The organism is Pedobacter sp. (assembly GCF_046462515.1).
Classification (GTDB): Bacteria; Bacteroidota; Bacteroidia; order Sphingobacteriales; family Sphingobacteriaceae; genus Pedobacter.
This window is the reverse complement of sequence record NZ_JBKGVD010000002.1, coordinates 276,694-302,197: the sequence shown is the minus strand read 5'-3', so window position 1 is coordinate 302,197 and position 25,504 is coordinate 276,694. Positions and strand designations below refer to the sequence as shown.

Genomic DNA, 25,504 nt, shown 5'->3' with positions numbered 1-25,504 from the left:
TCAAGTTTTTAATACAGCTAAAATATTAATATTTTCCTGATCTATGTAGTATAATTGCTAATAGAAATGTACTTTATCCATTTGAAAACAAAAAAATTACAGTCTTTTTTAGTCCAAGCTCATTTAATTGCGTTTTTTTGTTGAAACTACTTTTAGATACAAATAATTATGAAAAAAATCTTGCTTACCTTTTCTTTCGCAATCGTTTTTGTTTTAAATGCATTTAGTCAGATTTCTTATGGCGTACATGCGGGCATAGGTGTTTACAGAGTAAAAAATTTTATAGCCGACAATGCATTAGCCGGTTTTACAGGAGGCGTGCATGCACAAGTTCCTATAGCTAAATCTTTTACGCTACAACCTGAAGTTAATTTCCAGATGGAGGGCAGTCGCTATAATTATCGTGGGTTTATGGGCGATATAGCAAATGCTGAGTTCGAAGACTCTTATCGTTTTAATTACTTGAATATTCCCATATTGGTAAAATACCAGATTCCTACTACAACACTTAATGTTTTCGCAGGGCCTCAAAGCGGTTTCTTGCTGAGTGCCAAACATAAATCTACACCTAAAGATTACGAAACACATACTTATGATGTAAAAGACCAGATGAATAGCTATGCTTTTTCGGGGGTTTATGGAATTGGATGGGATTTTACTCAACCTAACAATCGCAAAATAAGCTTAGAGGCCAGATATGCTAATGATTTTACCAAATTAGAAAAGGCAGCTTCTTCTAATGCAAAAAATCATGGTTTCTCTTTTATGCTGGCTTACTCTTTCTAATTTTTACCTTAACAGGATACAGTGCTTTTTACCTTAAGCGGTTTTATTTAATTTTGTTGATATGAACAACTTGGCAATTTTAACCGGGGCCGCTTTTGGTACCTTAGCTATAATTTTAGGTGCATTTGGCGCACATGCTTTAAAGAAAATATTAACAGAAGATAAATTAGCCTCTTTTGAAACAGGCATAAAATACCAGATGTACAGTGCCCTATCTTTGTTAGTAATTGGTTTTAATGCCAATTTTAACCTTAAAGCTGTACAATGGAGTTTTTATTTGATAGGCGCAGGCACGATGCTGTTTTCTTTTAGTATTTACCTCTTGTCATTGTCGCAATTACTCAAAACCAATATGAGATTTTTAGGCCCGGTTACACCTTTGGGTGGTTTAATGATGGTTGCCGGATGGATTTGCCTTATTGTCTCTGCGGTCAATTAATTTTGCAAAGTTTAAAAAACCTCCACTTTATTTATTTGATATGTTGATGGCAAAAGCTGTAAACCATATTTGCCCTTTAATTGTTCATTCAATTCGTAGATGGTATTGAATTTTTCCAATTCCATATTGTATTTAGCATCTGTCATTTCATCGCATGAGATAAATAATTTCAGTTTCTTTTGAAAAAATCCGGCCAATTCATTTAATGAGACCCGTAGTATTTTATATTCTTTTTCCGTTGATTGGATTATACCTCCTCCTGTCAGCTCTTCTTTAAATTTCATTAATTTTTCCGGATGGATTATTGCTAATTTATATCCTTCTACTTGCTGAAGTCCCTCCTTTATTGAAAAATTAAATATCCGCTTCAGATCTTCAAGAACTTTTTTCGACTCTGTTTTATAATTTAATGTAGCCAAGGCGCTTTTTAAGTTAATATTAACCAGAATAGTATCGAGCTCAGCCCGCCGATTTTTAAACTGCAGATCAGGTACTTGTAATATGTCTTGAACCACCTCAGTAACTGGAGCTGCTCGGTAATAAATATTTACAGCACTATCTATATCTTTTTGCGTTTTTACTTCATACTTATCTGTAGTTGCGCTCAAGGAAAGTTGATAGCTGTAAATAAAATTATCCTTATTTTGCGTAGAACCATTTGCATAATACTTTCTATATAACTGGCTATTTTGGTTTAGATATACAGGAGCTTCTTCTCCTTTTATGATTTTTTTAAGCGCATCTTCCAGATGTTGTGAACTACCCACCCATATTAAAGTTCTCTTGCTATCTAAAATAGCTGTAAAAGGTCTGGCCTCTATTTCAAAACGTTTAAATACTTGTTGCCTCTGATCAATGAAAAAGCTTAAAGATTTTTTTTTACCTTTTAAAAAGGTAATTACTTTTAATGGTTTCTCATCACTTAAAGCAATTATCTGTACCTGCTTCTTGTATTTCGCCTGTAAACTATCCAGATGTGGAAACGCAGCTATACAGGGACCGCACCACGTTGCCCAAAAATCTATCACAATAATTTTAGAAGGATCTAATTTTGATTGATCAACAGATAATAAGTTAGCCTGTAGAAGATTAATTTTTTCGCCAATCTTAATTTGCGCAAACAGTGACTTTTGAGTTATAATAAGAAGAAAAATAAATAAAGTTAGCTTTTTCATTTTTTAACTATTGATCTTAAAAACACTAAATTAACATTATGTATTTTTATGTAATAGTCAATAGTTTTTTTGAAGACAGAAAGCCTATTGTAGTAGATAGATTACTCTTATTAAGATTAGCTTAAATAGCCGCCTTTACCAAATATGGCAAAATCTCGTTCTGAAAAGCTACAAAATTCTTTCTCACATCAGAATCGCTAACAGAGGTAAATGCAAAAGAAAAAACAATACTCTTACTCGCTTTTAACAGGAACGCTAAACCGTCTCTGCGCGAAGGATTATTTTTAAAATGATCTAGTTCGAGATATGCCGAAAGCAATAAAGCCTCCAACTGATCCGACAAATGTTTTAAGAATTCTTGTGAATTCGCATTTTCGCGAACAAAATCCCAACCTATAAATTCATTACAAACCGTAAATGTTAATCTACAGGTTTTCATTACGAGCGCTTTAAGATGTTCTACTTCGTTACTATGCTGCGCTTTATTACTTAAAATTTCGCGGAGATTAACATTTAGATAATCCATTAAAATGGCATCTAAAATCTGTTCCTTACTTTCAAAATATTTGTAAATAGTGGCCTTGGCTACTCTTGCTTTTTTAGCAATTTCATTAACACTGGTTTTATGGTAACCGTATTTTCTGAATAGCTCTTTGGCCGATCTTACAATACTTTCTTTGATTTTTTCTGGTTCCATTAATTTCTTACTGAGAGGTTACCGCCTGCAATAATAACCGAATACCTTTTTAAAGACCGTTCTGCCGGCCATTTTTGAGGGCTACCATCAAGTAATAAAAATTTACCGTCAGAGCATGGATCGGTAGCCGTAATACCACTATCATCCGGTATAACGGCACAAGCCTTTTCTGGATTTACTGTACTACAACGATCAAATGCTACGTAAGCACCTGTAGGCGTTCTAACAATCATTAAACCTGCAACACCATGGTTTGGCACCAATAACACATTGTTTTTGGCATATATTCCAAACTCTTGTATTGTTACATCATATCTTACCGGATAATCAGGCACAAAGCTCTCTTCTTTTCCGCAAGATGCGAAGAGGAAAAATATGATTATTATGCCTAAAACCCTCCTCATTTTATATTATTGCAGATTTATATTGTTTCAAGAACCGTACATCATTCTCAGAGAACAACCTAAGATCTTTAATCTCGTATTTTAAGTTGGCTATACGTTCTATTCCCATTCCAAATGCAAAACCGCTGTATTTCTTACTGTCTATGCCGCAGTTCTCCAACACGTTAGGATCAACCATACCACAACCCAATATCTCTACCCAACCGCTATACTTACACATCTGGCAACCTGCTCCTTTACAAATTGAGCATGAAACATCCATCTCTGCAGATGGTTCAGTAAAAGGGAAATAAGAAGGGCGGAAACGCACCTTTGTACCCTCACCGTACAACTCCTGTACGAAATAATATAAAGTCTGCTTTAAATCAGCAAATGACACATTTTCATCAACATATAGACCTTCTACCTGATGGAAAAAACAATGCGCCCTTGCAGAAATGGCTTCGTTACGGTACACACGACCAGGCATTAAAGCTCTGAATGGTGGCTGACCGGCTTCCATCATACGTACCTGAACAGATGAAGTATGGGTACGTAAAGCAATATCTCCTTTTTCTCCACCTTTTTTAATGAAGAAAGTATCCTGCATATCACGTGCCGGATGCTCCTCAGGAAAATTAAGTGCAGAGAAATTGTGCCAATCGTCTTCAATTTCAGGCCCCTCGGCTACGCTAAAACCCAGTTTATTAAAAATCTCAATGATTTCTCTTCTTACCAGTGCCAAAGGATGTCTAGTTCCTATTTCAAAACCTTCGCCCGGAAGGGTAAGGTCAAGGTGGTCTGCGTTACTTTTTTCTGCAGATGCCTGTGTTACTTCAGCAATGCTCTGATATTTTTGTTCGGCAAGCTGCTTAAACTGGTTCAACACTTTCCCTAAAGTTCTTTTTTCTTCGGGCGAAACAGCTTTGAATTCATCAAAAATATCTTTGATAATACCTTTGGTCCCTAAAAAACGAATACGGAATTTCTCCAGCTCGTCGGCCTTATCAGTATTAAAAGCGTTTATTTCTGCAGTATATTGGTCTATTTTATGTTGTAACATATGGCCAAATATACATCATTTTATCTTTTTATTTTGTCAGCCTGAGTTCAAAAACTTACATATTAGCCAGTTAAACAAATAAAACATACTCATTCATTATAAAAAATAGCTTTTATAAATATCGTTTTTCAACGTTGTTTATCAGAAAATATAACAGCAAGAGATTTCTTGTGCCAAGAAAATGAAAAGGCATCTAAAGTTAGCCGTCATTCCGTTCTTGATCCGGAATTTATCCAATATCCTGAAATAAATTCAGGATGAACAAGCTAATCGTTAGATGCCCTCTATTGAAAATTGAATACCTGATTATTTGATTACACCCAATTCTTTACCAACTTTGGTAAACGCGGCAATGGCTTTATCTAAATGGTGTTGTTCATGCGCAGCAGAAAGTTGCACCCTGATACGGGCTTTACCCTGTGGCACTACCGGATAGAAAAACCCGATTACATAAATACCTTCATCTAACATTTTTGCCGCAAATTCCTGTGCTACTTTGGCATCGTACAACATCACCGGAACAATAGGATGAAAACCAGGTTTAATGTCAAAACCAGCTTCGGTCATTTTTTCACGGAAATATTTTGTATTATACTCTAATTTATCTCTCAGCTCGGTGGTTTCGCTCAGCATATCTAAAACAGCAACAGAAGCACCTGCAATTGCCGGAGCTAAGGTGTTAGAAAATAAATACGGACGTGAACGTTGACGTAACATCTCTATAATTTCTTTACGACCAGAAGTAAAACCACCTGAAGCGCCACCCAATGCTTTACCTAAGGTACCTGTGATGATATCGATACGGCCCATTACATTAAAATGCTCGTGCGTACCTCTTCCTGTTTTACCAATAAAGCCAGAACAATGTGATTCATCAATCATTACCAATGCTTCATATTTATCCGCTAAATCGCAAATCTTATCTAAAGGGGCTACTGCGCCATCCATAGAAAAAGCACCATCGGTAACAATTAATTTATGACGGCAGTTCTTGGCGGCGATCAATTGCTGCTCCAGATCTTCCATATCGCAGTTCTTATAGCGGAACCTTTGGGCTTTACATAAACGTACACCATCTATAATAGAAGCATGGTTCAGTTCATCTGAGATAATGGCGTCTTCTGCGCCTAAAAGCGGTTCAAAAACACCTCCGTTAGCATCAAAAGCAGCAGCATACAAAATCGTGTCTTCTGTGCCTAAAAATTCAGCTATCTTGGCTTCAAGTTCTTTATGTACATCCTGTGTACCACAAATAAAACGTACTGAAGACATCCCGTAACCATGTTTATCAAGAGAATCTTTGGCAGCTTGCAAAACTTTAGGATGCGATGAAAGACCTAAGTAATTATTGGCGCAAAAATTAACGACTTCTGCACCTGTGCTCACTTTAATATCGGCTCCTTGCGGGGTTACGATTATTCTTTCTTTTTTATATAGCCCGGCCTTTTCAATTTCTTCGAGCTCTTTTTGTAATACGGGTTGTAATGTTTTGTACATGATATTTATGTTTTTAGCCTTTAGGGCACAGCACAAATATAGTATTTTGTCAATTAACAAACTTTAACAACCAATTTCCATGATCTTTTACTTATTTTAGTTCCAAAACTACTTATGCCTAAAACCTTAAAGCTATTCTCACTACTTCTTTTATGCTACAATTTATGTATTGCACAACAGTTTAGCATTACAGGAAAAGTTACCGATAAAGAAGGCCTTGCCATTCCCTTTGCTTCTGTGATCATCAAAAATACCAGTAAAGGTGTTTCGGCAAATGAACAAGGTATTTATAACATCAAAACCGACAATAGTGAAATTACATTGATATTTAAGGCCATTGGTTATAAAAACAACGAAAAACAGCTTCAGCTCATTTCAACATCAACTACCTTTAACTGTTTACTGGAACCGGAACAATACACTTTGAACAGTGTTACCATTAAGGCCGGAGGCGAAGATCCTGCTTACAGAATCATACGTGAAACCATAAAAAAGCGCAAGTACCACCTAAACGAAGTGAGTTCTTACAGCAGAGATGTTTATATTAAAGGTTTGCAAAAATTGGTTGGTGCGCCTAAAAAATTCTTTGGCAGAGATATTCAAAAAATACTCAGTTTAGATACAAACCGCAGCGGTATTTTATATCTTTCTGAATCGCAATCTCATTACTACTTTGAAAAGCCTAATAAAATAAAAGAAGAAATGTTCTCTTCTAAAGTATCAGGCAGGAACAATGCGTTTAGCTACAACAAAGCTTCAGATCTGCAAATCAACTTCTATGATAATCTTTTATTAGAAAGCTCGGGGCTGAGCTCAAGAAGTTTTGTATCGCCTATTGCCGATAATGCCTTGTTCTACTATAATTATAAATTATTGGGCAGCAGCAATGAAAACAATGTGATCATCCATAAAATAGCGGTTGAACCTAAACGCAAGAATGATCCGGCTTTTAGAGGGATTATATATATTGCCGATGAGCTGTGGCGCTTAACAGGCGTAAATGTAAACCTGACTTCTGATGCCGGCATTAATCTGCTCGACACTTTAAATATTACCCAGCAGTTTGTAAAGGTTGATCAATTTTATATGCCTTCAACCATACAGTTCAATTTTAATGGCAATGTTTTGGGATTTAAGTTTAAAGGCTATTATGTGGGTATGTTTAGCAATTACGCTGTCAACCAAAAATTTCCAAAAGATTTTTTCACCTCCGAGATTTTAAAAATTACCAAGGCCGTTAACAAAAAAGACTCTTTGTATTGGGCAGAAAACCGACCTATACCGTTAACTCAAGAAGAAAAACTAGACTATAAGAAAAAAGACAGCATTGCGGTTTTAAAAGAATCGAAACATTATCTGGATTCTGTTGAGAAAGCCAGCAACAACTTTACCTTAGGTAAAATACTGATTACCAGTTACAGCCATAATAACCGGTATGAGAAGATACGTTATGACTTTGATCCACTTGTACGTTCTGTACTTTTTAATACCGTTGAGGGATTTGCGCTGAAATATGGTGTAACTTTTACCAAACGACTGGAAGACAGAAGATATTATTCGATACGCCCAGATTTACGATATGGCTTTTCCAATAAAACTTTTACCGCTAGTTTAAGTGGCAACTTCTATTACAATCCTGTAAAAAGAGCACAGATAGGTGGAAGTTTTGGTTCATCTATTAATGATTTGAACAACTATGGAAGCATGGATCTTTTATCCAACAGTGTAAACTCTTTGATTTTTGAAACCAATCTTTCTAAATTTTATAAGAAAGAATTTGGCAACGTGTATGCAACCCGCGAACTGGCCAATGGTTTACAAGCTTATTTAGGCTTATCGTTTACCAACAATCATGCGCTGATTAATCATTCTAATACAAAAATCAGGGATATAGCAGATAAAGAATATACTTCTAATAACCCATTTACACCTGATGTAGAAACTTACCTGTTTCCTAATTATAAAGCAGCAAGCATGAACGCGCAATTGAGTTATACTTTTGGGCAGAAATACATTACCCGTCCCGATGGTAAGTTTTACACCGAAGCTAAATATCCAAGAATAACTATAGAATACAGAAAAGGGATTAAAAACCTGTTTAACAGCAATGTAGATTATGATTTCATTTCAGCAGAAATCTCTAAAGAAAATATCAGTTCGGGGCTATGGGGTTACTCTTCATTTTCCATAGGTGGCGGAACGTTCTTAAACAACAGCAGTGTATTTTACCCTGAATTCAAACATTTCAGAGGTAACAGTTCATTGGTATTTCCTCCTAATTTAAGAAAATTCAGGTATCTTGATTTTTATCTTTACAGCACATCCAAACATTATTTCGAAGCACATTACGAACATAATTTTGCCGGTTTTATCACCAATAAAATTCCTTTGTTGCGTAAGTTAAAACTCGAAGAGTATGTTGGCGTTAATTTTTTAACCCAGCCAGATAAGCGAAATTATACTGAGTTCTTCTTTGGTTTGCAACGCTTACTATTTAGTGTGAGTTATGGCTATGCTTATGATGGCAATAAGAAAGTACAACAGGGTTTCCGTATAGCTTACGGGTTTTAAAAAGTGATTGATATCACATTGCATTGACTTTAATTCATTTTATTTATCTTTGCAGCAACATTAAACGCCGTTTACAGCGGTATCAATGAAGCTATGAAATATAACACTTTACTTTATTACTGCTATTCGCCTATAGCAGATGCTGAACAATTTGCAGCAGATCATTTAAAATTTTGTAAGTCATTAAATCTGGTTGGTCGTATCATCGTAGCTGATGAAGGGTTAAATGGCACTGTTTCGGGCACAGTTGAGGCTTGCAAAGCTTACATGGAACATATACATGCCGATGAGCGTTTTGCCAAAACAGAATTCAAAATAGATGAGGTTGAAGAACCGTCGTTTATTAAAATGCATTGCCGTTATAAACAAGAAATTGTGCACTCGGGCCTAAGAGATAGTTCTATTATCGATCCGAACAAACAGACTGGCAAGCATTTAGAGCCTAAAGAGTTCAGCGAGATGATGCACGATGAAGATGTAGTAGTTTTAGATGTACGATCTAACTACGAGCATAATTTAGGCAAATTTAAAAACGCAGTTACCTTAGATATAGATAACTTCAGAGATTTTCCTGATCAAATTGAGGCTTTAGCCCAATATAAAGACAAGAAAATTCTAACTTATTGCACAGGTGGCATTAAATGTGAAAAAGCATCAGCATTGCTTTTACACCATGGTTTTAAAGATGTTTACCAGCTGCACGGTGGTATTATCAAATATGGTAAAGAAGCCGGAGGTAAAGATTTTGAGGGTAAATGTTACGTTTTCGATAACCGAATTGCCGTAGATGTAAACTCGGTAAATCCTCAGGTAATTAGTAAATGTTTGAATTGTGGTACGACTACGCCAAAAATGATCAATTGCGCAAATCCTGAGTGCAATGAGCACTTTACACAATGTGACGAATGTGGTGAAAAAATGCAAGGCTGCTGTTCTGTTGAATGTATGGAACACCCTCGCCGTAGGCCTTATGATGGTACCGGATATTATGTAAAAGTACCACAGCCCGTAGCAAGCAAATAAGATGCGAGCCCTTTTTACCATTATCTTTCTAATGATTTCAAATACCTTCATGACATTAGCATGGTACGGTCATTTGCGATTTAAGGATATGGAATGGAGTAAGAACTTAGGGCTTATCAGCATTATTGCATTAAGTTGGGGTATTGCCTTATTTGAATATATTTTTCAAGTACCAGCCAACAAATATGGTTTTAAAGAAAATGGAGGCCCTTTTAGCCTAATGCAATTAAAAGTATTGCAGGAGGCTATTTCTATAAGCGTTTTTCTGATTTTTTCTATCTTACTATTTAAAACAGAGAAAATAGCCTGGAATCATTATGTGGCATTTTGCCTCATCATCTTGGCTGTTTTCTTTGCTTTCATCAAAAAGTAACCCTTTCATCCGGAGCAGGTTTACAAAAATTAACATTTAATCCATTGTCTGCACACAAAAAATAGCTTAGCTTAGCTAAAAAACTATTTTATGGATTTACCTAATATTTTTACCAAAGAGGTATCAGAACAAGTGATCAACCGTATAAACCAGTTGCAAAATAGTTCACAACCTTTATGGGGTAAAATGAACGTGGCGCAAATGCTGGCACATTGCTGCGTAACTTATGAAATGATCTATACGGACAAACATCCAAAACCCAATTTTTTAATGGGCTTTATGTTGAAAAAGTTTGCTAAAAAATTTGTGGTCAGTGACAAACCTTTTCCCAAAAACTCTAAAACAGCTCCTGTTTTTATCATCAGTGATGAAAGAGAATTTGAAAGTGAAAAAAACCGTTTGATTGAATATATCCGCCAAACCCAGATATTAGGCGAATATGCTTTTGATGGCAAACTTTCACATTCGTTTGGAGAATTAAGTGCCAACGAATGGAATAATATGTTTTATAAGCATTTAGATCACCACCTTAATCAGTTTGGAGCATAAAAAAGAGGCTGCTTGAGAAAACTTTCCTATCCGTCATCCTGAACTCGTTTCAGGATCTAAAGATTCCGTATCAGGTACGGAATGACGGTAATGTCTTTTCAAACAGCCTCAAATATCATATTAATGACCGAAATTATTCTGCCATATTATGGTAAACCGCCTGAACGTCATCATCCTCTTCAAGCTTATCTATCAGTTTCAATACATCAGCGGCCTGCTCTTCAGAAACCGGATGATGAGATAAAGCGATGCGCTCTAATTTAGAACTTTTTAATTCAATGCCTTTTTCTTCAAGCGCTTTTTGCAGGGAACCAAAGCTCTCAAAAGCACCTTGAGCTACTACAATATCGTTACCCTCTTCATCGGCTTCTACATACAATTCTTCTAAACCTGCATCAATCAGTTCAAATTCCAGTTCTTCTAAATCAAGCTCATCAGTAGGGGCAAATCTAAAAATAGACTTACGGTTAAATACAAAATCCAAAGATCCGGTTTTACCTAAAGCACCTCCGGTTTTGTTAAAATAACTACGCACGTTAGCAACTGTGCGGTTGGTATTATCAGTAGCAGTTTCTATCAGCACAGCTACACCATGTGGTGCATATCCTTCATAAACAATTTCCTCATAGTTGGCCATTGTTTTATCAGACGCTCTTTTAATTGCGGCATCTACCCTGTCTTTAGGCATGTTTACAGCTTTGGCATTCTGTATGGCAGTACGTAAGCGCGAATTGGTTTCGGGATGTGGGCCACCTTCTTTAACAGCAATTACAATATCTTTACCTATACGGGTAAACTGAACGGCCATTTTTGCCCAACGTTTAAATTTTCTTTCTTTTCTAAATTCAAAAGCTCTTCCCATTTTGTTTATATTTTATTCTGGATGCAAAAAATATTGCATCTGTTTTTACATTTAGTTTTTTTACTTTTTTAAGTTGTTCAGCATTTCAGTGGTCATTTTAGCCAAATCAAACTGTGGCTGCCAGTTCCAGTCTTTTACCGCATAAGAATCATCTATAGAACCCGGCCAGCTATTAGCAATGGCCTGTCTTGGATCATTCTCTACATAACCTAATTTAAAATCAGGTAAATGTTTACGGATCTCTGCGCCTAATTGTTCAGGTGTAAAACTTACACCTGCCAGGTTATAGCTCGATCTGATGCTGATCTTTTCAGCAGGAGCATCCATCAATTCAATGGTTCCTCTGATAGCATCGTCCATGTATAACATAGGTAATTCGGTTTGTGCAGATAAAAACGAATTGTAGCTGTTTTTCATCAATGCATCATGAAAAATATGCACAGCGTAATCAGTTGTTCCTCCGCCCGGGGCAGCTTTCCAGCTAATCAATCCAGGATAACGGATACTGCGCACATCTAAATCGTATTTCTGATGGTAATATTCGCACCAGCGCTCACCGGCCAGCTTACTAATTCCATAAACCGTATTAGGATCCATGGTGCAGAATTGAGGAGTATTGTTTTTTGGAGAATTTGGCCCAAATGCAGCAATAGAACTTGGCCAGTATACTTTAGCCGTTCTGTAAGCTAATGCAAAATCCAGTACGTTTAAGAGACCGTTCATATTTAGGTCCCAAGCTAATTTAGGGTTCTGCTCACCCGTAGCCGATAGTAATGCAGCCAGTAAATAAACCTGTGTAGGCTTGTATTTTTCAAAAGTAGCCTTTAAGATATCTTTATCTAAAACGTTAACAAATTCAAAAGGACCAGCATTTTTTATTTCATAATCTGGTCTTCTTATATCACAAGCAACCACCTGATTGCTGCCATATGCTTCTCTCAGAGCCGTTACCAGTTCAGTACCGATCTGTCCGTTTGAACCTAACACTAAAATCGTTTCTTTCATTTATTGCAATGATTTTTCACAAAGGTAAAAAAATGCACCTAATGCACTTAATCAAAATAAATTATCAACTTAATATTTTTAACAACTTAATTTCTTATTATTACACTTCAAAACAAACATCTTCAATACGAAATAAAGTGAAATACAAAATAAAACAAATTCAACTTTTATCTATATAGATCTTTAATAGGAATACATAAAAAGAAATTGCCATTATTTGTATCGGCTTGAGATAAAATTTAGTAATATTACATAGTGTTATAAACACACCGTTATAAACCTAAAAAAAATGAACAGAAGAGAAGCACTGAAAAATGTTGCTATTTTATTAGGAACCACTATTTCGGCAAGTACCACAACCATACTCTTTGAGAGTTTTACACTTCCCGAAAATGAAAAAAATGCTGTTGCATTTACAGATGAACAAAAGAAAATCCTGACCGAAATGGCAGAGATTATTATGCCTACAACCAAATCATCTCCGGGTGCCAAAGCTGCCGGAGTAGGCAAGTTTATCCCGATGATGGTTAACGATTGTTATCCGGCCAAACAACAACAACGTTTTGCAAAAGGGTTGAGCGAATTTGAAGAAAGGGCTAAAGCCGAATTTGGCAAGAACTTTTTAGCGTTAAACAATACCGAGCGCACTAAAATGCTGGTTGATCTGCGATTAGGAGCCATTGCCCAAAAAGAAAGTAAAGATGCGGCAACTGCCGATATTTCTTATTTCTTTACCATTACCCGAGATCTTACTATTTTAGGCTACTTCGCTTCAGAGGTTGGCTGCACACAAGCCAGAGCTTATTTACCAATTCCCGGCCGTTACGATGGAAATGTGCCATTAAAACCCGGACAAAAATCGTGGGCTACTTAATTATCAATAAACCTCAGACTAAAACAACATGAACATAAACACAAACCTTAAAGCAGAAAACACTTATGATGCCATTGTTGTAGGTTCAGGTATAAGTGGTGGTTGGGCAGCAAAAGAACTTACAGAAAAAGGATTAAAGGTATTACTCTTAGAAAGGGGAATGAATATAGAGCACGTAAAAGATTACGATGCCGCGATGAAAAACCCCTGGGATATTAAACATGCCGGTCGTCTTACTGAAGAAATGAAAAGAACACATCCGGTACAAATGAGAGACTATCCTTATAATGAAGCTACAGAAAAATGGTGGGTTAACGATTTGGAATGCCCTTATACAGAAGTAAAAAGATTTGACTGGTACCGCGGTTTTCACGTTGGCGGTAAATCATTAATGTGGGGCAGACAGAGTTACCGTTTGAGCGATCATAACTTTGAAGACAACGCAAGAGACGGTCACGGAATAGACTGGCCTATACGCTATAAAGATTTGGCAAAATGGTACGATTACGTCGAACGCTTTGCCGGTATAAGTGGTCAGGCAGAAAATTGGCCGCTCCTTCCCGACGGACAGTTTCTTCCTCCTATGCAGTTAAACTGCGTAGAAAAAAGCGTTAAGGCACGTATAGAAGAACGCTATAACAAGCAAAGAATAATGACCATTGGTCGTGTGGCCAATCTTACAGTTCCACATAAAGGAAGAGGTAGCTGCCAATACCGTAATCTATGCAGCAGAGGTTGTCCGTTTGGTGCTTATTTTAGCACACAGTCTTCTACCCTGCCAGCCGCAATGGATACGGGCCGATTAACTTTAAGGCCTTACTCTATTGTAAACCATATCATTTACGATAAAGACACTAAAAAAGCTAAAGGCGTAATGGTAATTGATGCCGAAACCAATAAAAGCATGGAGTTTTATGCCAAACTGGTTTTTGTAAATGGCTCAACTTTAGGTACTACATTTATCCTTCTTAATTCTACTTCTGATGCGCATCCAAATGGTTTAGGTAATGCAAGCGGGCAATTAGGTCACAATTTAATGGACCACCATTTCCGTTGTGGCGCCAGTGGTGAGGCCGAAGGCTTTGACAACAAATACACCTATGGCCGCAGGGCAAATGGCATTTATGTTCCTCGTTATCAGAATTTTGGAAACGACAAACGTGATTATTTAAGAGGATTTGGTTACCAGGGAGGCGCCAGCCGCCAAAACTGGCAGCGCGATGTGGCCGAATTATCATTTGGTGCAGGCTTAAAAGAAAAAATGACCAAGCCAGGCAAATGGACCATGGGATTAGGGGGATTTGGTGAAATGCTGCCTTATTATGAAAACAGGGTTTACATTGACCACACTAAAAAAGACAAATGGGGTCAGCCGGTACTGGCAATAGATTGCGAGTACAAAGAGAACGAGAAAAAAATGCGTCTTGACATGATGAATGATGCTGCTGAAATGCTTGAAGCAGCTGGTATGAAAAATGTCAAAACTTACGATAACGGTTGCTACCCAGGTATGGCTATCCACGAAATGGGTACCGCAAGAATGGGTAAAGACCCTAAAGAGTCTGTGCTAAACGAATGGAATCAAATGCACGAAGTTAAGAATGTATTTGTTACAGATGGTTCATGTATGCCTTCTATAGGTTGTCAGAACCCTTCATTAACATTTATGGCATTAACTGCCCGTGCTGCAGATTATGCAGTTAAAGAACTTAAAAAAGGTAACATCTAATTGAGCCAAAAGATACGAAGTATAAGATTTAAGGTACTCCAACCCTAAATCTTATACTTCTTACCTTACACCTTAGAAACATGGAACAAAAAATAAGAATGGGGATGATTGGCGGTGGCAGAAATGCTTTTATAGGCGCTGTTCACCGCATGGCTGCTAATTTAGATGGATTAATAGAATTATGTTGCGGGGCTTTAAGTTCTGACCCTGAAAACGCAAAAATATCGGGAAGAGAATTATTTCTTTCTGAAAACAGAATATATGGCAGCTACGAAGAAATGATAGCAAAAGAACGTAACCTGCCTGTACATGAAAGAATGCAGTTTGTGAGTATTGTTACACCTAACCATAAACACTTTGAACCAGCTATGCTGGCTTTATCAAACGGCTTTCATGTACTGATTGATAAGCCCGTTGCCTTTAGCCTTGCAGAAGCAAAAGCTTTACAGCAAAAGGTTAAAGAAACAGGTTTACAACTTTGCCTTACCCATACTTATTCGGGTTACCCAATGGTAAAACAGGCAAAACAAATGGTTGCTAACGGCGATTTTGGTCAAATTAGAAAAATCTGTGTATTGTACCCGCAGGGCTGGTTAAGCGAAAATACAGACAGCAGCAACAAACAAGCGGCCTGGCGTACCGATCCTTCAAAAAGTGGTATTAGCGGTTGCATGGGCGATATAGGTACACATGCTGCACATTTAGCAGAATACATCTCTGGCTCAAAAATAACCAAAATCTGCGCAGACCTGAATACAGTAGTTAAAGGAAGAAAACTGGACGATGATGGTAACATTCTGCTAAAATTTGACAATGGTGCCAATGGCATATTGATGGCTTCGCAGATTGCAGCCGGAGAAGAAAATGCATTAAAAATTTCTGTATATGGAGAAAGAGGCTGTTTAGAATGGCATCAGATGGATCCTAATAACTTAATTGTACGCTGGTTAGATCAGCCTATGCAAATTTACAGAACTGGTAATGCCTATCTGCTCGAAATTGCAAAGCAAAACACACGTACACCTGCCGGCCATCCCGAAGGTTACCTCGAAGCCTTCGCTAATATTTACAGAAACTTTGCCTTAACCTTAAACGCTTTACAAAACCAGGAAAAACCTTTGCCTCAGTATTTAGATTTTCCAGGTATAGAAGATGGCGTAAGAGGAATGGCCTTTATCGAAAATGTGGTTGCCTCTGGCAAATCAGATTTAAAATGGCATAATTTTGAAATATAGAATATGAAAACCATACAAGGACCCGCAGTATTTTTAGCCCAGTTCATTAGCGACGAAACACCTTTCAATTCATTAGATTCTATTTGCAAATGGGCAGCCGATTTAGGTTTCAAGGGCATACAGATGCCTACTTTAGACTCTCGTTTTATTGATTTGAAACTGGCAGCCGAAAGCAAAACCTATGCTGATGAGTTAATCGGAAAAGTTGCTGCTCACGGATTAAAAATAACAGAACTGTCTACACATTTACAAGGACAACTCATTGCCGTACATCCGGCTTACAACGAGCTTTTTGATGCATTTGCTGCACCTGAAGTAAGAAATAATCCAAAAGCACGTACCAAGTGGGCCGTGCAGCAACTTAAATATGCGGCTAAAGCTTCTCAAAATTTAGGATTAAAGGCACATGCCACTTTTAGCGGCTCTTTACTATGGCAGTTTTTTCATCCCTGGCCGCAACGCCCTGAAGGTTTGGTTGATGAAGCTTTTACCGAACTGGCCAAACGCTGGTTGCCTGTACTAAATGAATTTGACCGATGCGGCGTAGATGTATGTTATGAAATCCACCCCGGCGAAGATCTTTTTGATGGCATTACCTATGAAATGTTCTTAGAAAAAGTAAACCAGCACCCACGTGCCTGTCTATTATATGACCCTTCTCACTTTGTACTTCAACAGTTAGATTATATCCAGTATATCGATTTTTACCATGAACGCATTAAAGCATTTCATGTTAAAGATGCCGAATTTAATCCAACGGGCAAACAAGGTACTTTTGGAGGTTACCAAAGCTGGCTGAACAGAGCGGGCAGGTACCGCTCACCAGGCGACGGACAGGTAGATTTCAAAACCATTTTCAGCAAATTAACTCAATATGGATTTGAAGGTTGGGCTGTAATGGAATGGGAATGCTGTCTTAAAAATCAAGAAGACGGAGCCAGAGAAGGTGCTGAGTTTATTAAAAAGCATATCATCAATGTAACACATAAAGCATTTGATGATTTTGCTGCAACCAATGCCGATGATAACCTCAACAAAAAAGTATTAGGCTTATTATAAATTAATTTTTTGCTCCTATATTTAACTAACAAAAACTAACACACATGAAAAAGAGATTTTTAATAGTAGGAACCGTAGTTTTATTTGCCATATCATTTACCAGAGCAGATAGTAAAGTTAAAACCGAACCCGATAGCCCAAACCCGGCTATTAACATTACCCCGATACAAATGACCGGAGGAGAATTACTAATTGCAAAAGCAGATTGTATTGGCTGTCACCACAAAACAAATAAACTGATTGGCCCTTCTTATACCGATGTGGCAAAAAAATATCCTAACAACGAGAAGAGCATCAGTTATCTGGCCGATAAAATCATCAAAGGCGGTTCGGGCGTTTGGGGAAAAATACCAATGACCCCTCATCCAAAAGTTACTAACGCAGATGCTAAACTGATGGCCAAATACATTTTGTCCTTAAAAAAATAAACATAATCAACCCAAACCTATTTAAAGTATGAGCACAGAAACTGACCAAAAATTGGCTCAAAGCAGAAGAAGTTTTTTGAAAAACAGCGCCATTGCCGGAGCTGCTTTCATGATTGTTCCAAGACATGTTCTGGGAGGTAAAGGCTTTTTAGCCCCCAGCGACAGGCTTATCGTAGCCGGGATTGGCGTAGGTGGAAAAGGCGACTCTGATTTGCGTATGATCAGCGAAAGCGGAAAAGCCGACATTGCTTATTTATGTGATGTTGATACCCGACGAGCGGCAAACAGCGTTAAACGTTTCCCCAAAGCCAAATTTTATAAAGACTGGCGTGAAATGTTCGACAAAGAACATAAAAATTTTGATGCCGTTACAGTTTCAACCCCAGATCATAATCACGCCATACAAGCACTTGCCGCTATGCAGCTCCGTAAACACGTGTACGTACAAAAACCGCTTACACATGATATTTACGAAGCCCGTATTTTAACGGCAGCCGCCAAAAAATATAAGGTAGTAACTCAAATGGGCAACCAGGGTGCCAGTAATGATGGTCCCCGTTTATTGAGAGAATGGTATGATGCAGGCTTAATTGGCGATGTGCATACTGTTTATGCATGGACAGACCGTCCAGTATGGCCTCAGGGAATAGCATGGTCTAAAACCAGTGCCGAAGTACCGAAAGAATTAGACTGGGATTTATGGCTGGGTACCGCGCCTTACAAAGATTATGTAGAAAAATTAGTTCCTTTTAACTGGAGAGGCTGGTGGGATTATGGTACCGGCGCTTTAGGTGATATGGGCTGCCACTTATTAGAAACCCCTTTCAGCGTGCTTAATCTTAAATACGCTACAGAAGTTGAAGCCAGCGTAGGTTCAGTATATGTAGATGAATTTAAACGTGGCTATTTTCCTGAAAGTTGCCCACCATCAAGCCATGTTACTTTAAAATTCCCTAAAACAGATAAAACAGCAGGAGATGTGACCGTACACTGGATGGATGGTGGTATACAACCTACACGTCCTGAAGAATTAGGCGCCGATGAAATGTTTGGAGATGGTGGTAACGGTACGCTATTTATCGGTACAAAAGGCAAAATGATGAGCAACACCTATGGCGATAAAGCCCGTTTGTTACCTTTGTCGAGAAACGAAAATCTAAATGTTCCGCAAAAATTCGCCCGTGTACCTAATCAGGCTTCAGGCCATTATGCGCAATGGGTTGAGGGCTGTATTGCCGGCTATGGTAAAAAAGAACTGAGCTCGCCATTTGAAATTGCAGGTCCATTAACAGAATGCTTACTGATGGCCAATTTAGCTATCCGTGCTGCCGATATACAAAACCTCGATGCAAAAGGAAAAGTGAGCTATCCTGGCCGTTATAAAAAATTATTATGGGATAATAACCAAATGAAGGTAACCAATTTTGACGATGTAAACCAGTTTGTAAAAAGACAATACAGAAACGGCTGGTCTTTAGGCGAAAAATAACATTAACTAAACAGATGAAAAAATATATCACAACTTTTATACTTTTTACAGCCTTAGGCTCAGCAGCATTTGCTCAAAAAGCTGAAAAAGGATTTAAAGCCATTTTTGATGGCAAAACCACAAAAGGCTGGCATACTTATGGAAAAGATTTTGCAGGTAAAGGCTGGACCGTAGAAGACGGTGCCATTCACTTTGACCCTAAAGCCAAAAATAACGATGGCGGCGATCTGGTTACAGACAATGAATACGGCAACTTCCATTTAAAATTAGAATGGAAAGTAGCCCCTAAAGCAAACAGCGGCATCATTTTTTACGTACATGAAGACCCCGCTAAATACAAACAAACTTACCTTACAGGCCCCGAAATGCAGGTTCTAGATAATGAAGGTCATCCTGACGGCAAAATAACCAAACACCGTGCAGGCGATTTGTATGATATGGTAAAAAGTAGCAGCGAACCTGTAAAACCTGTGGGCGAATGGAATGAGGCAGAAATTATTTCAGATAAAGGAAACCTTACTTTAATTCTGAACGGGGTTGCCGTAGTAAAAACAACTTTATGGGATGACAACTGGAAAAACCTGATTGCCAACAGCAAATTTGCAAAATGGGAAGGTTTCGGCACCTATAAAACCGGTAAAATCGCTTTACAGGACCACGGCGATGAAGTATGGTACCGCAACATCAGAATCAAAAAACTATAAAAACCTTAAAAGTGTAAGCGCTCAAAAGCCTTACACTTTTTTACTGAATAAAACTAACAAACATGAATACTACTATACGCTTTAAACTATCATTTATGATGTTCCTCGAATTTTTTATTTGGGGAGGATGGTTTGTAACCCTTGGTACATTTCTGGATAAAAATCTTACGGCTTCGGGGCCAGAAATTGGTGCTGTATTTTCTACCCAGTCATGGGGGGCGATTATTGCTCCGTTCATTATTGGTTTAATTGCCGACAGGTATTTTAATGCCGAAAGAATATTAGGTATTTTGCACATCATAGGCGCCATATTAATGTACCAGATGTATAATGCAACCAATATTTCGGTATTTTATCCTTATGTATTTGGATATATGGTATTGTATATGCCTACTTTAGCATTGGTAAACTCGGTTTCTTTTAACCAGATGGGCGATCCTGAAAAAGAATTTTCAAGTATCAGAATTTGGGGAACTCTTGGCTGGATTTTCGCGGGTGTGCTGATCAGCTACTTTTTCCATTGGGACTCACAAGCATCAACTGCAAACGGCGCGTTAAAAAACACTTTCTTATTATCAGCAATTGCTTCACTGGTCTTAGGTTTATTTAGTTTTGCTTTACCAAAAACACCACCTAAAAACCAATCGACAGAAAAGGTAAAAGTGTCTGAAATTTTAGGTTTAGATGCTTTAAAACTACTCAAAGACAAGAACTTCCTGATTTTCTTTATCTCATCAGTATTAATCTGTATCCCATTAGCTTTTTATTACCAAAATGCCAATTTATTTCTTTCTAAGATAGGCGTAGATAATCCGACAGGAAAAATGACCATCGGTCAAGCTTCAGAAGTGTTATTCTTATTGGCAATTCCGGTTTTCTTTAAAAAATTTGGTTTCAAAAAAACCATATTGGTAGGTATGCTGGCATGGACAGTAAGGTACTTGCTATTTGCTTTTGGTAATGCCGGCGAATTGAGCTTTATGCTTATTTTGGGCATTGCACTCCATGGTATTTGCTATGATTTCTTCTTTGTATCAGGACAAATTTATACCAACTCTAAAGCAGGCGAGAAATTTAAAAGTTCAGCTCAGGGACTTATCACTTTGGCTACCTATGGTGTAGGTATGTTAATTGGCTTTATTGTTGCTGGACAAATTACCGAAACTTATAAGACCAATGGTCTTGAAGATTGGAAAATGATATGGACAATTCCAGCTGTTATTGCTGCATTTGTAGCCTTGTTATTTATCCTCTTATTTAAAGATAAAAACAGCGCCTCATCTCAGCAAAACTAATTTATATTGTAAGAGTATGACAAATTCCCGCAGAGATTTTTTAAAAAACGCCATGTTTGCTGCTGCGAGCATGGCTGTATTACCCCAATGGCTAAACGCTGCCGAAAGAAAAGGCAAAGCTGTGGGCATTCAATTATATACCTTAAAAGATATAATCAATAATAACGTTAAAGAAGTTATTGAAAATGTGGCAAAAGCCGGTTATGGCGAAGTAGAATCTTATGGTTATGTACCTAAGGGCAAATTCTGGGGGCTTACGCCTACTGAGTTTAAGACTTTGCTTGATCAGCATGGATTAAAGGCTCCGAGTGGACACTATGATTTTGAGAGCTACATTGAAACAGGCAACCTCGATTCGATCAAAGCTTACATTGACGTAGCCAAAACTTTAGACAGCAAATACATTACAGCCCCTTGGCTGGCTACCAAGCTCCGTAAAAATGCGGATGATTATAAATCGATTGCGGAAAAATTAAATATTGCAGGAGAGTTGGCTAAAAAATCGGGATTGGCAATTGCTTACCATAACCACGATTTTGAATTTAAAACCTTTGATGGCAAAACAGGCCTGAAGCTTTTATTGAGCCAAACCGACCCTAAACTGGTGAGTTTTGAACTGGATCTATACTGGGCAGAACATGCACAAAATCACCCATTAGATCTGTTTGCAAAATACCCGGGCAGGTTTAAAATGTGGCATGTAAAAGACATGAATAAATTAAACCGCAACGATAATACCGAAGTTGGTAATGGCACTATAGACTTTAAACCCATTTTTAAAAAAGCTGCTACTTCTGGTATGGAGCACTTCTTTGTAGAACAGGAAAATAACTATGTGCCTACCATTTACGATTCGATTAAAACAAGTTGCACTTATATTAAAAGCAAGTTAATCTAATTTACACCTATTTTTATGGCCATACAACCTACCCATTCTTTGATGAGCGAGGTCCATTTATCCAAAGCCTGAACATCAGGGATTAAATAATCATTCCATTGATGGTCGGAGTGAGCGATAAAATCTGTAGGGTAAAGATCAACATTGCTGTAACCCATTTCTTTTAATAAAAGCTTTGTACGCGGAATATGCCAGGCACTTGTAATAATAAGTATCCTGGCATTTTTATTATTAATGAGCTTAAAGCTGTACAGTAAATTCTCTCTTGTATTACGGCTATTGTTTTCTACTAGAACAGCACTATCAGGCACACCTATTCTCTGCAAATAAGCTGCAACATCATCAGCCTCTTTTGGTCCCTTTACAAACAAGTTTGCACTACCGCTACTGATTAATATTTTAGCGATTACCCCATCTTTATACAATCTGTAAGTTTGGAGAAAACGATCGGCAGAATCATGAAATTCAATCTCGTTATTTCTAAGGTTTTTACCCGAAAAACCACCTAACAAAATGCCATAATCGTAGGTCTTTAAAGCAGGATATTCAGCCTCGTAAAGCTTAGCAACACTTGATGCAATAAACGAATTGCTAAAGAAAAGCAAAGTACATAAGGCTGCAATCAAATAATATTTTCTGCGCTGTAGCCGCTTAGAAAAAAGCGCAGCCAACAACAATACAATAACCCAGGTAAGAGGTCTGATGGCTACTACCAATAATTTAGAAAAGACAAAGGACATGCTCAGTTCAGTTTAGCGGCCAGGACACAGGTTTTAGTAAAGCGCTCCACCTCACCTTCCGCGGTAAAAGTTTCAAATTTAACAACATAAACACCTACTTTACATAACTTACCATTATTATCCAATCCATCCCATTCCAAACTCCCCTGTATAGGCATAGAACTGTTCCTGATCAGGTTTCTTACCAATACCCCCTTATCTGTGTAAATATTAACGGTTGCCAGATTTCCGTTCTGCTTAAAACGATAATTAATCTGCAAAGTATCTTCAAAACCATCCTGGTCAGGAGAAAAAGTTTTACTTGACAAAACCACCCCATTCTTTAGAATTCCATTTTCCTGTTGCGAATTTTCTGAGGTAGGTGTAGCATAACCTGCTATGGCTGCTGCAGATTGCCAGTTTGTGCTTTCATTTGTATTTCTGCTAAAAGATACCCTTTCAAGAGATACACCTTTATAATTTTTCAGCAAGTGATGATGCATCTTTTCATGATAAGAAAAACTGTCTATAATTTTATCTTCCACATATAGCATCACTGTTCCTTTATCATTATTATATGCTGGCATACTTTGCATTTTTATCATTTGGGCGGGATATTTAACCGGGTAGGTTTCTTTTACATGCTCAATATTGGCACTTAACACCCAATAGGTTTTTGGATGGATGAGCAAAGAAACCTCACTGATGTTTTTATCGTTCTTTCTATCAGCGTTAGCTATTTTTAAGTCTTTTAAGTCTAAGATATCATCTGTATTGTTGTAAATTTCTACAAATTCGGCTCCCCTTACCTTGGGATTAAATAATACCTCACTGATCAGAATACCATTAGGCAATATATCTTTAGCATAAAAGCACTTCGATATATTTTTCCCCGCCTGCATTTCTGCTCCCGAGCAATTGACCAAATTACTACAGGTTAAGGTATATTCAATTCCTTTGGTTAAATCCTTCTCAAAGGCGAGGATAACGGTTTTATAAAGCGGTTCGATCAATTCTATAGAAATTGGTACACCCACACCATTATTCACGTTATAATTAGTGATATTTCCTGCTATATGAGCCACCAGCGATTTATTAAAATCTATCTGGATAGTACGAGGGTTTATAATCTTTGTTAAAACGATTTGAGGTCCCTGAGTATCATTAGCATTATTATAAACAGAGTTCTTGCTTCCCGGTGTACCCCCATTTTCGGCAATTGCTGCTATCCAGTTTGCCCCACCTGTACAATTGCTGTAAGGATTAATCAGTTCCAATGAAAATCCGCCCGTTTTCTTCTTTGCATCCTGATACCATGTATCGGCATAGCTTACCTCATCTATCAGGTTATCTTGCGCATCATATATTTTAAGACTTGCTTTGGCATTGGTTAAAGCTGGCCAAGAGGTCAAACCCATTGTTTTACCAAAAGGTTTTAAAAGAGGTACATTTGCATTTGCACATAAAATGAGGTATTGTTTGGGTGCAAGTGTATCTGCATTAAATACAATTGATTTTGTTACCGCATCTTTACTGTATTTCCAGCCGTTTACAATAATGTATTCATCAGATTTATTCCAAAGTTCTATATACTCTACATCAGGCAAACCCTTTGCTCCTTTAGGATTAGCCATGATTTCATTGATGGTTACATCACCTCTCTTTACTATATATTTCTTAATATGCAGAAAGTCCTTACTCTGAGGAACAGACATAACATTGTTTCTTAAATCTGCTATATTGCTAACTGTTAAGGTATAATTTCCTGAAGGAATTGCATCTGGATAACTCAATTTAATTTTAGCTGGATTAATACCTGATTCTGCCTTTTTAGGAGTACCCAAACCTGAAAGGACATAGTTCGAAATATTTAGGGCTGTTGAGTTTACAGCTTTATCAAAAGTAAGCTCAAAAGACTGGTCATCAAGCGATTTCACATCCAGTAATTGCGGAGGAGCGGGCACATAATTTTCAATTTTAAAATCAGTAAAATAGAATTGGTCAAATCTGTTTGCAGTTGAATATCTGCAATATACCCCAAAATATGAAGTAGAAATAAAAGTATTGTCTATTACTGAGCCATCAAAAGTAAAATTCCTGTTTCCTGTAAAATCAGTATAGATATCCCAACGTCCGTTAAGATCTCTTTCTATCCTAACTCTAACTGTTACCATATTGGCATTGGGTCTGGGTTTATCGGCTAAACTAAGCAACGTTGTTGATATGGTACCATTCTGTTTAACCAGAAAGAAATTCTCTGCATTAGAGGGAGAACCTAATTGCAAGTAATAGCCTTGCATGCCTGAGGTTGAGCTGAGATCTTCTTTATTGGAAATAAGGTAAATACGTGGATAGTTGGTAGTACTGGGGTCAAAACCTAATTTTAAATAAAACTCCCATACCGCAGCTGAGGCCAAAGCATTAGGTGTACTTAAATAAAGCGTTGAAGATGCTTGCGGCCCGTTAGATTGAAGATAACCGTTACTAACCCTGAAATAGTTCACAGTTCCCAACCACTTGGGGCCGGAAGTAAAATCTCCGTCAGAAAAATCATCAATTAGCTGAGCAGAAACCAGTTTAGAGCATATTATTAGAAATAAAAGTAAAGTTTTTCTCATATTTGAGAATTCAACATCCTTAATATTAAATAT

Annotated in this window: 24 protein-coding genes; 15 read left to right on the top strand and 9 right to left on the bottom strand. The window is 37.5% G+C overall.

Annotated features, from left to right (window positions below):
- Nucleotides 1-168: 168 nt before the first annotated feature.
- Both ACLHG9_RS02250 and ACLHG9_RS02245 read left to right on the top strand, forming a co-directional pair.
- On the top strand, nt 169-786 hold the full coding sequence (locus tag ACLHG9_RS02250; RefSeq protein ID WP_410219893.1) for a porin family protein: 618 nt from the start codon (nt 169-171) through the stop codon (nt 784-786).
- A gap of 61 nt (nt 787-847) precedes the next feature.
- Nucleotides 848-1,225 carry a DUF423 domain-containing protein gene (locus tag ACLHG9_RS02245; RefSeq protein ID WP_410219892.1) on the top strand — a complete coding sequence of 126 codons (378 nt, stop codon included), beginning with the start codon at nt 848-850 and terminating at the stop codon, nt 1,223-1,225.
- A gap of 11 nt (nt 1,226-1,236) precedes the next feature.
- Here the strand turns inward: ACLHG9_RS02245 and ACLHG9_RS02240 are convergent, their stop codons facing one another.
- The 5 genes from ACLHG9_RS02240 to kbl all read right to left on the bottom strand — a co-directional run bounded on the left by ACLHG9_RS02240 (nt 1,237) and on the right by kbl (nt 6,040).
- Nucleotides 1,237-2,400, bottom strand: a complete 1,164-nt coding sequence (locus tag ACLHG9_RS02240) for a TlpA family protein disulfide reductase (protein ID WP_410219891.1) — start codon at nt 2,398-2,400, stop codon at nt 1,237-1,239.
- Between the two features lie 121 nt (nt 2,401-2,521).
- Entirely contained in the window at nt 2,522-3,097 is a 576-nt protein-coding gene (locus ACLHG9_RS02235) for a TetR/AcrR family transcriptional regulator (RefSeq protein WP_410219890.1), read from the bottom strand.
- Entirely contained in the window at nt 3,097-3,501 is a 405-nt protein-coding gene (locus tag ACLHG9_RS02230; RefSeq protein WP_410219889.1) for a hypothetical protein, read from the bottom strand. The genes ACLHG9_RS02235 and ACLHG9_RS02230 overlap by 1 nt, the downstream gene beginning before the upstream one ends.
- 1 nt (nt 3,502) lies before the next feature.
- Nucleotides 3,503-4,543: a phenylalanine--tRNA ligase subunit alpha gene (gene pheS / locus ACLHG9_RS02225; protein WP_410219888.1), complete on the bottom strand. Its 1,041-nt coding sequence runs from the start codon at nt 4,541-4,543 to the stop codon at nt 3,503-3,505.
- A gap of 306 nt (nt 4,544-4,849) precedes the next feature.
- Nucleotides 4,850-6,040: a glycine C-acetyltransferase gene (gene kbl / locus ACLHG9_RS02220; RefSeq protein WP_410219887.1), complete on the bottom strand. Its 1,191-nt coding sequence runs from the start codon at nt 6,038-6,040 to the stop codon at nt 4,850-4,852.
- A gap of 114 nt (nt 6,041-6,154) precedes the next feature.
- On the opposite strand from kbl, the gene ACLHG9_RS02215 reads away from it, so the two are divergent.
- The 4 genes from ACLHG9_RS02215 (at nt 6,155) to ACLHG9_RS02200 (ending at nt 10,556) form a co-directional block, all read left to right on the top strand.
- On the top strand, nt 6,155-8,611 hold the full coding sequence (locus ACLHG9_RS02215; RefSeq protein ID WP_410219886.1) for a DUF5686 and carboxypeptidase regulatory-like domain-containing protein: 2,457 nt from the start codon (nt 6,155-6,157) through the stop codon (nt 8,609-8,611).
- Nucleotides 8,612-8,704: 93 nt separating this feature from the next.
- Nucleotides 8,705-9,634: a rhodanese-related sulfurtransferase gene (locus ACLHG9_RS02210; protein ID WP_410219885.1), complete on the top strand. Its 930-nt coding sequence runs from the start codon at nt 8,705-8,707 to the stop codon at nt 9,632-9,634.
- A gap of 1 nt (nt 9,635) precedes the next feature.
- Complete coding sequence (locus ACLHG9_RS02205) at nt 9,636-10,007, top strand: DMT family protein (protein ID WP_410219884.1); 372 nt, start codon at nt 9,636-9,638, stop codon at nt 10,005-10,007.
- Nucleotides 10,008-10,097: 90 nt separating this feature from the next.
- Nucleotides 10,098-10,556 carry a DUF1569 domain-containing protein gene (locus ACLHG9_RS02200; protein ID WP_410219883.1) on the top strand — a complete coding sequence of 153 codons (459 nt, stop codon included), beginning with the start codon at nt 10,098-10,100 and terminating at the stop codon, nt 10,554-10,556.
- A gap of 133 nt (nt 10,557-10,689) precedes the next feature.
- Here the strand turns inward: ACLHG9_RS02200 and ACLHG9_RS02195 are convergent, their stop codons facing one another.
- Nucleotides 10,690-11,418 carry a YebC/PmpR family DNA-binding transcriptional regulator gene (locus ACLHG9_RS02195; protein WP_410219882.1) on the bottom strand — a complete coding sequence of 243 codons (729 nt, stop codon included), beginning with the start codon at nt 11,416-11,418 and terminating at the stop codon, nt 10,690-10,692.
- Between the two features lie 60 nt (nt 11,419-11,478).
- Nucleotides 11,479-12,423, bottom strand: coding sequence for an NAD-dependent epimerase/dehydratase family protein (locus ACLHG9_RS02190; protein ID WP_410219881.1), 945 nt, complete (start codon nt 12,421-12,423; stop codon nt 11,479-11,481).
- 289 nt (nt 12,424-12,712) lie between these two features.
- Between ACLHG9_RS02190 and ACLHG9_RS02185 the strand changes: the two genes are divergently transcribed.
- The 9 genes from ACLHG9_RS02185 (at nt 12,713) to ACLHG9_RS02145 (ending at nt 22,134) form a co-directional block, all read left to right on the top strand.
- Nucleotides 12,713-13,297 carry a gluconate 2-dehydrogenase subunit 3 family protein gene (locus ACLHG9_RS02185; protein ID WP_410219880.1) on the top strand — a complete coding sequence of 195 codons (585 nt, stop codon included), beginning with the start codon at nt 12,713-12,715 and terminating at the stop codon, nt 13,295-13,297.
- A gap of 28 nt (nt 13,298-13,325) precedes the next feature.
- Nucleotides 13,326-15,026, top strand: coding sequence for a GMC oxidoreductase (locus tag ACLHG9_RS02180; protein ID WP_410219879.1), 1,701 nt, complete (start codon nt 13,326-13,328; stop codon nt 15,024-15,026).
- An 80-nt stretch (nt 15,027-15,106) separates the two neighbouring features.
- On the top strand, nt 15,107-16,261 hold the full coding sequence (locus ACLHG9_RS02175; protein ID WP_410219878.1) for a Gfo/Idh/MocA family protein: 1,155 nt from the start codon (nt 15,107-15,109) through the stop codon (nt 16,259-16,261).
- 3 nt (nt 16,262-16,264) lie between these two features.
- On the top strand, nt 16,265-17,320 hold the full coding sequence (locus tag ACLHG9_RS02170) for a sugar phosphate isomerase/epimerase family protein (RefSeq protein ID WP_410219877.1): 1,056 nt from the start codon (nt 16,265-16,267) through the stop codon (nt 17,318-17,320).
- Between the two features lie 44 nt (nt 17,321-17,364).
- Nucleotides 17,365-17,748 carry a c-type cytochrome gene (locus tag ACLHG9_RS02165; RefSeq protein WP_410219876.1) on the top strand — a complete coding sequence of 128 codons (384 nt, stop codon included), beginning with the start codon at nt 17,365-17,367 and terminating at the stop codon, nt 17,746-17,748.
- 28 nt (nt 17,749-17,776) lie between these two features.
- Nucleotides 17,777-19,237 (top strand): Gfo/Idh/MocA family protein, encoded by a 1,461-nt coding sequence (locus tag ACLHG9_RS02160; RefSeq protein ID WP_410219875.1) that lies wholly within the window; start codon nt 17,777-17,779, stop codon nt 19,235-19,237.
- A 14-nt stretch (nt 19,238-19,251) separates the two neighbouring features.
- Nucleotides 19,252-19,941: a DUF1080 domain-containing protein gene (locus tag ACLHG9_RS02155; protein ID WP_410219874.1), complete on the top strand. Its 690-nt coding sequence runs from the start codon at nt 19,252-19,254 to the stop codon at nt 19,939-19,941.
- Nucleotides 19,942-20,003: 62 nt separating this feature from the next.
- A complete protein-coding gene (locus tag ACLHG9_RS02150) occupies nt 20,004-21,236 on the top strand; it encodes a nucleoside permease (protein ID WP_410219873.1) in 1,233 nt (410 codons plus the stop codon).
- 16 nt (nt 21,237-21,252) lie between these two features.
- Nucleotides 21,253-22,134 carry a sugar phosphate isomerase/epimerase family protein gene (locus ACLHG9_RS02145; protein WP_410219872.1) on the top strand — a complete coding sequence of 294 codons (882 nt, stop codon included), beginning with the start codon at nt 21,253-21,255 and terminating at the stop codon, nt 22,132-22,134.
- Here ACLHG9_RS02145 and ACLHG9_RS02140 read toward each other — a convergent pair.
- Together ACLHG9_RS02140 and ACLHG9_RS02135 are read right to left on the bottom strand one after the other, a co-directional pair.
- A complete protein-coding gene (locus ACLHG9_RS02140; RefSeq protein WP_410219871.1) occupies nt 22,131-22,874 on the bottom strand; it encodes a YdcF family protein in 744 nt (247 codons plus the stop codon). The genes ACLHG9_RS02145 and ACLHG9_RS02140 overlap by 4 nt on opposite strands.
- 2 nt (nt 22,875-22,876) lie before the next feature.
- Nucleotides 22,877-25,471 carry a lamin tail domain-containing protein gene (locus ACLHG9_RS02135; RefSeq protein WP_410219870.1) on the bottom strand — a complete coding sequence of 865 codons (2,595 nt, stop codon included), beginning with the start codon at nt 25,469-25,471 and terminating at the stop codon, nt 22,877-22,879.
- Nucleotides 25,472-25,504 lie beyond the last annotated feature (33 nt).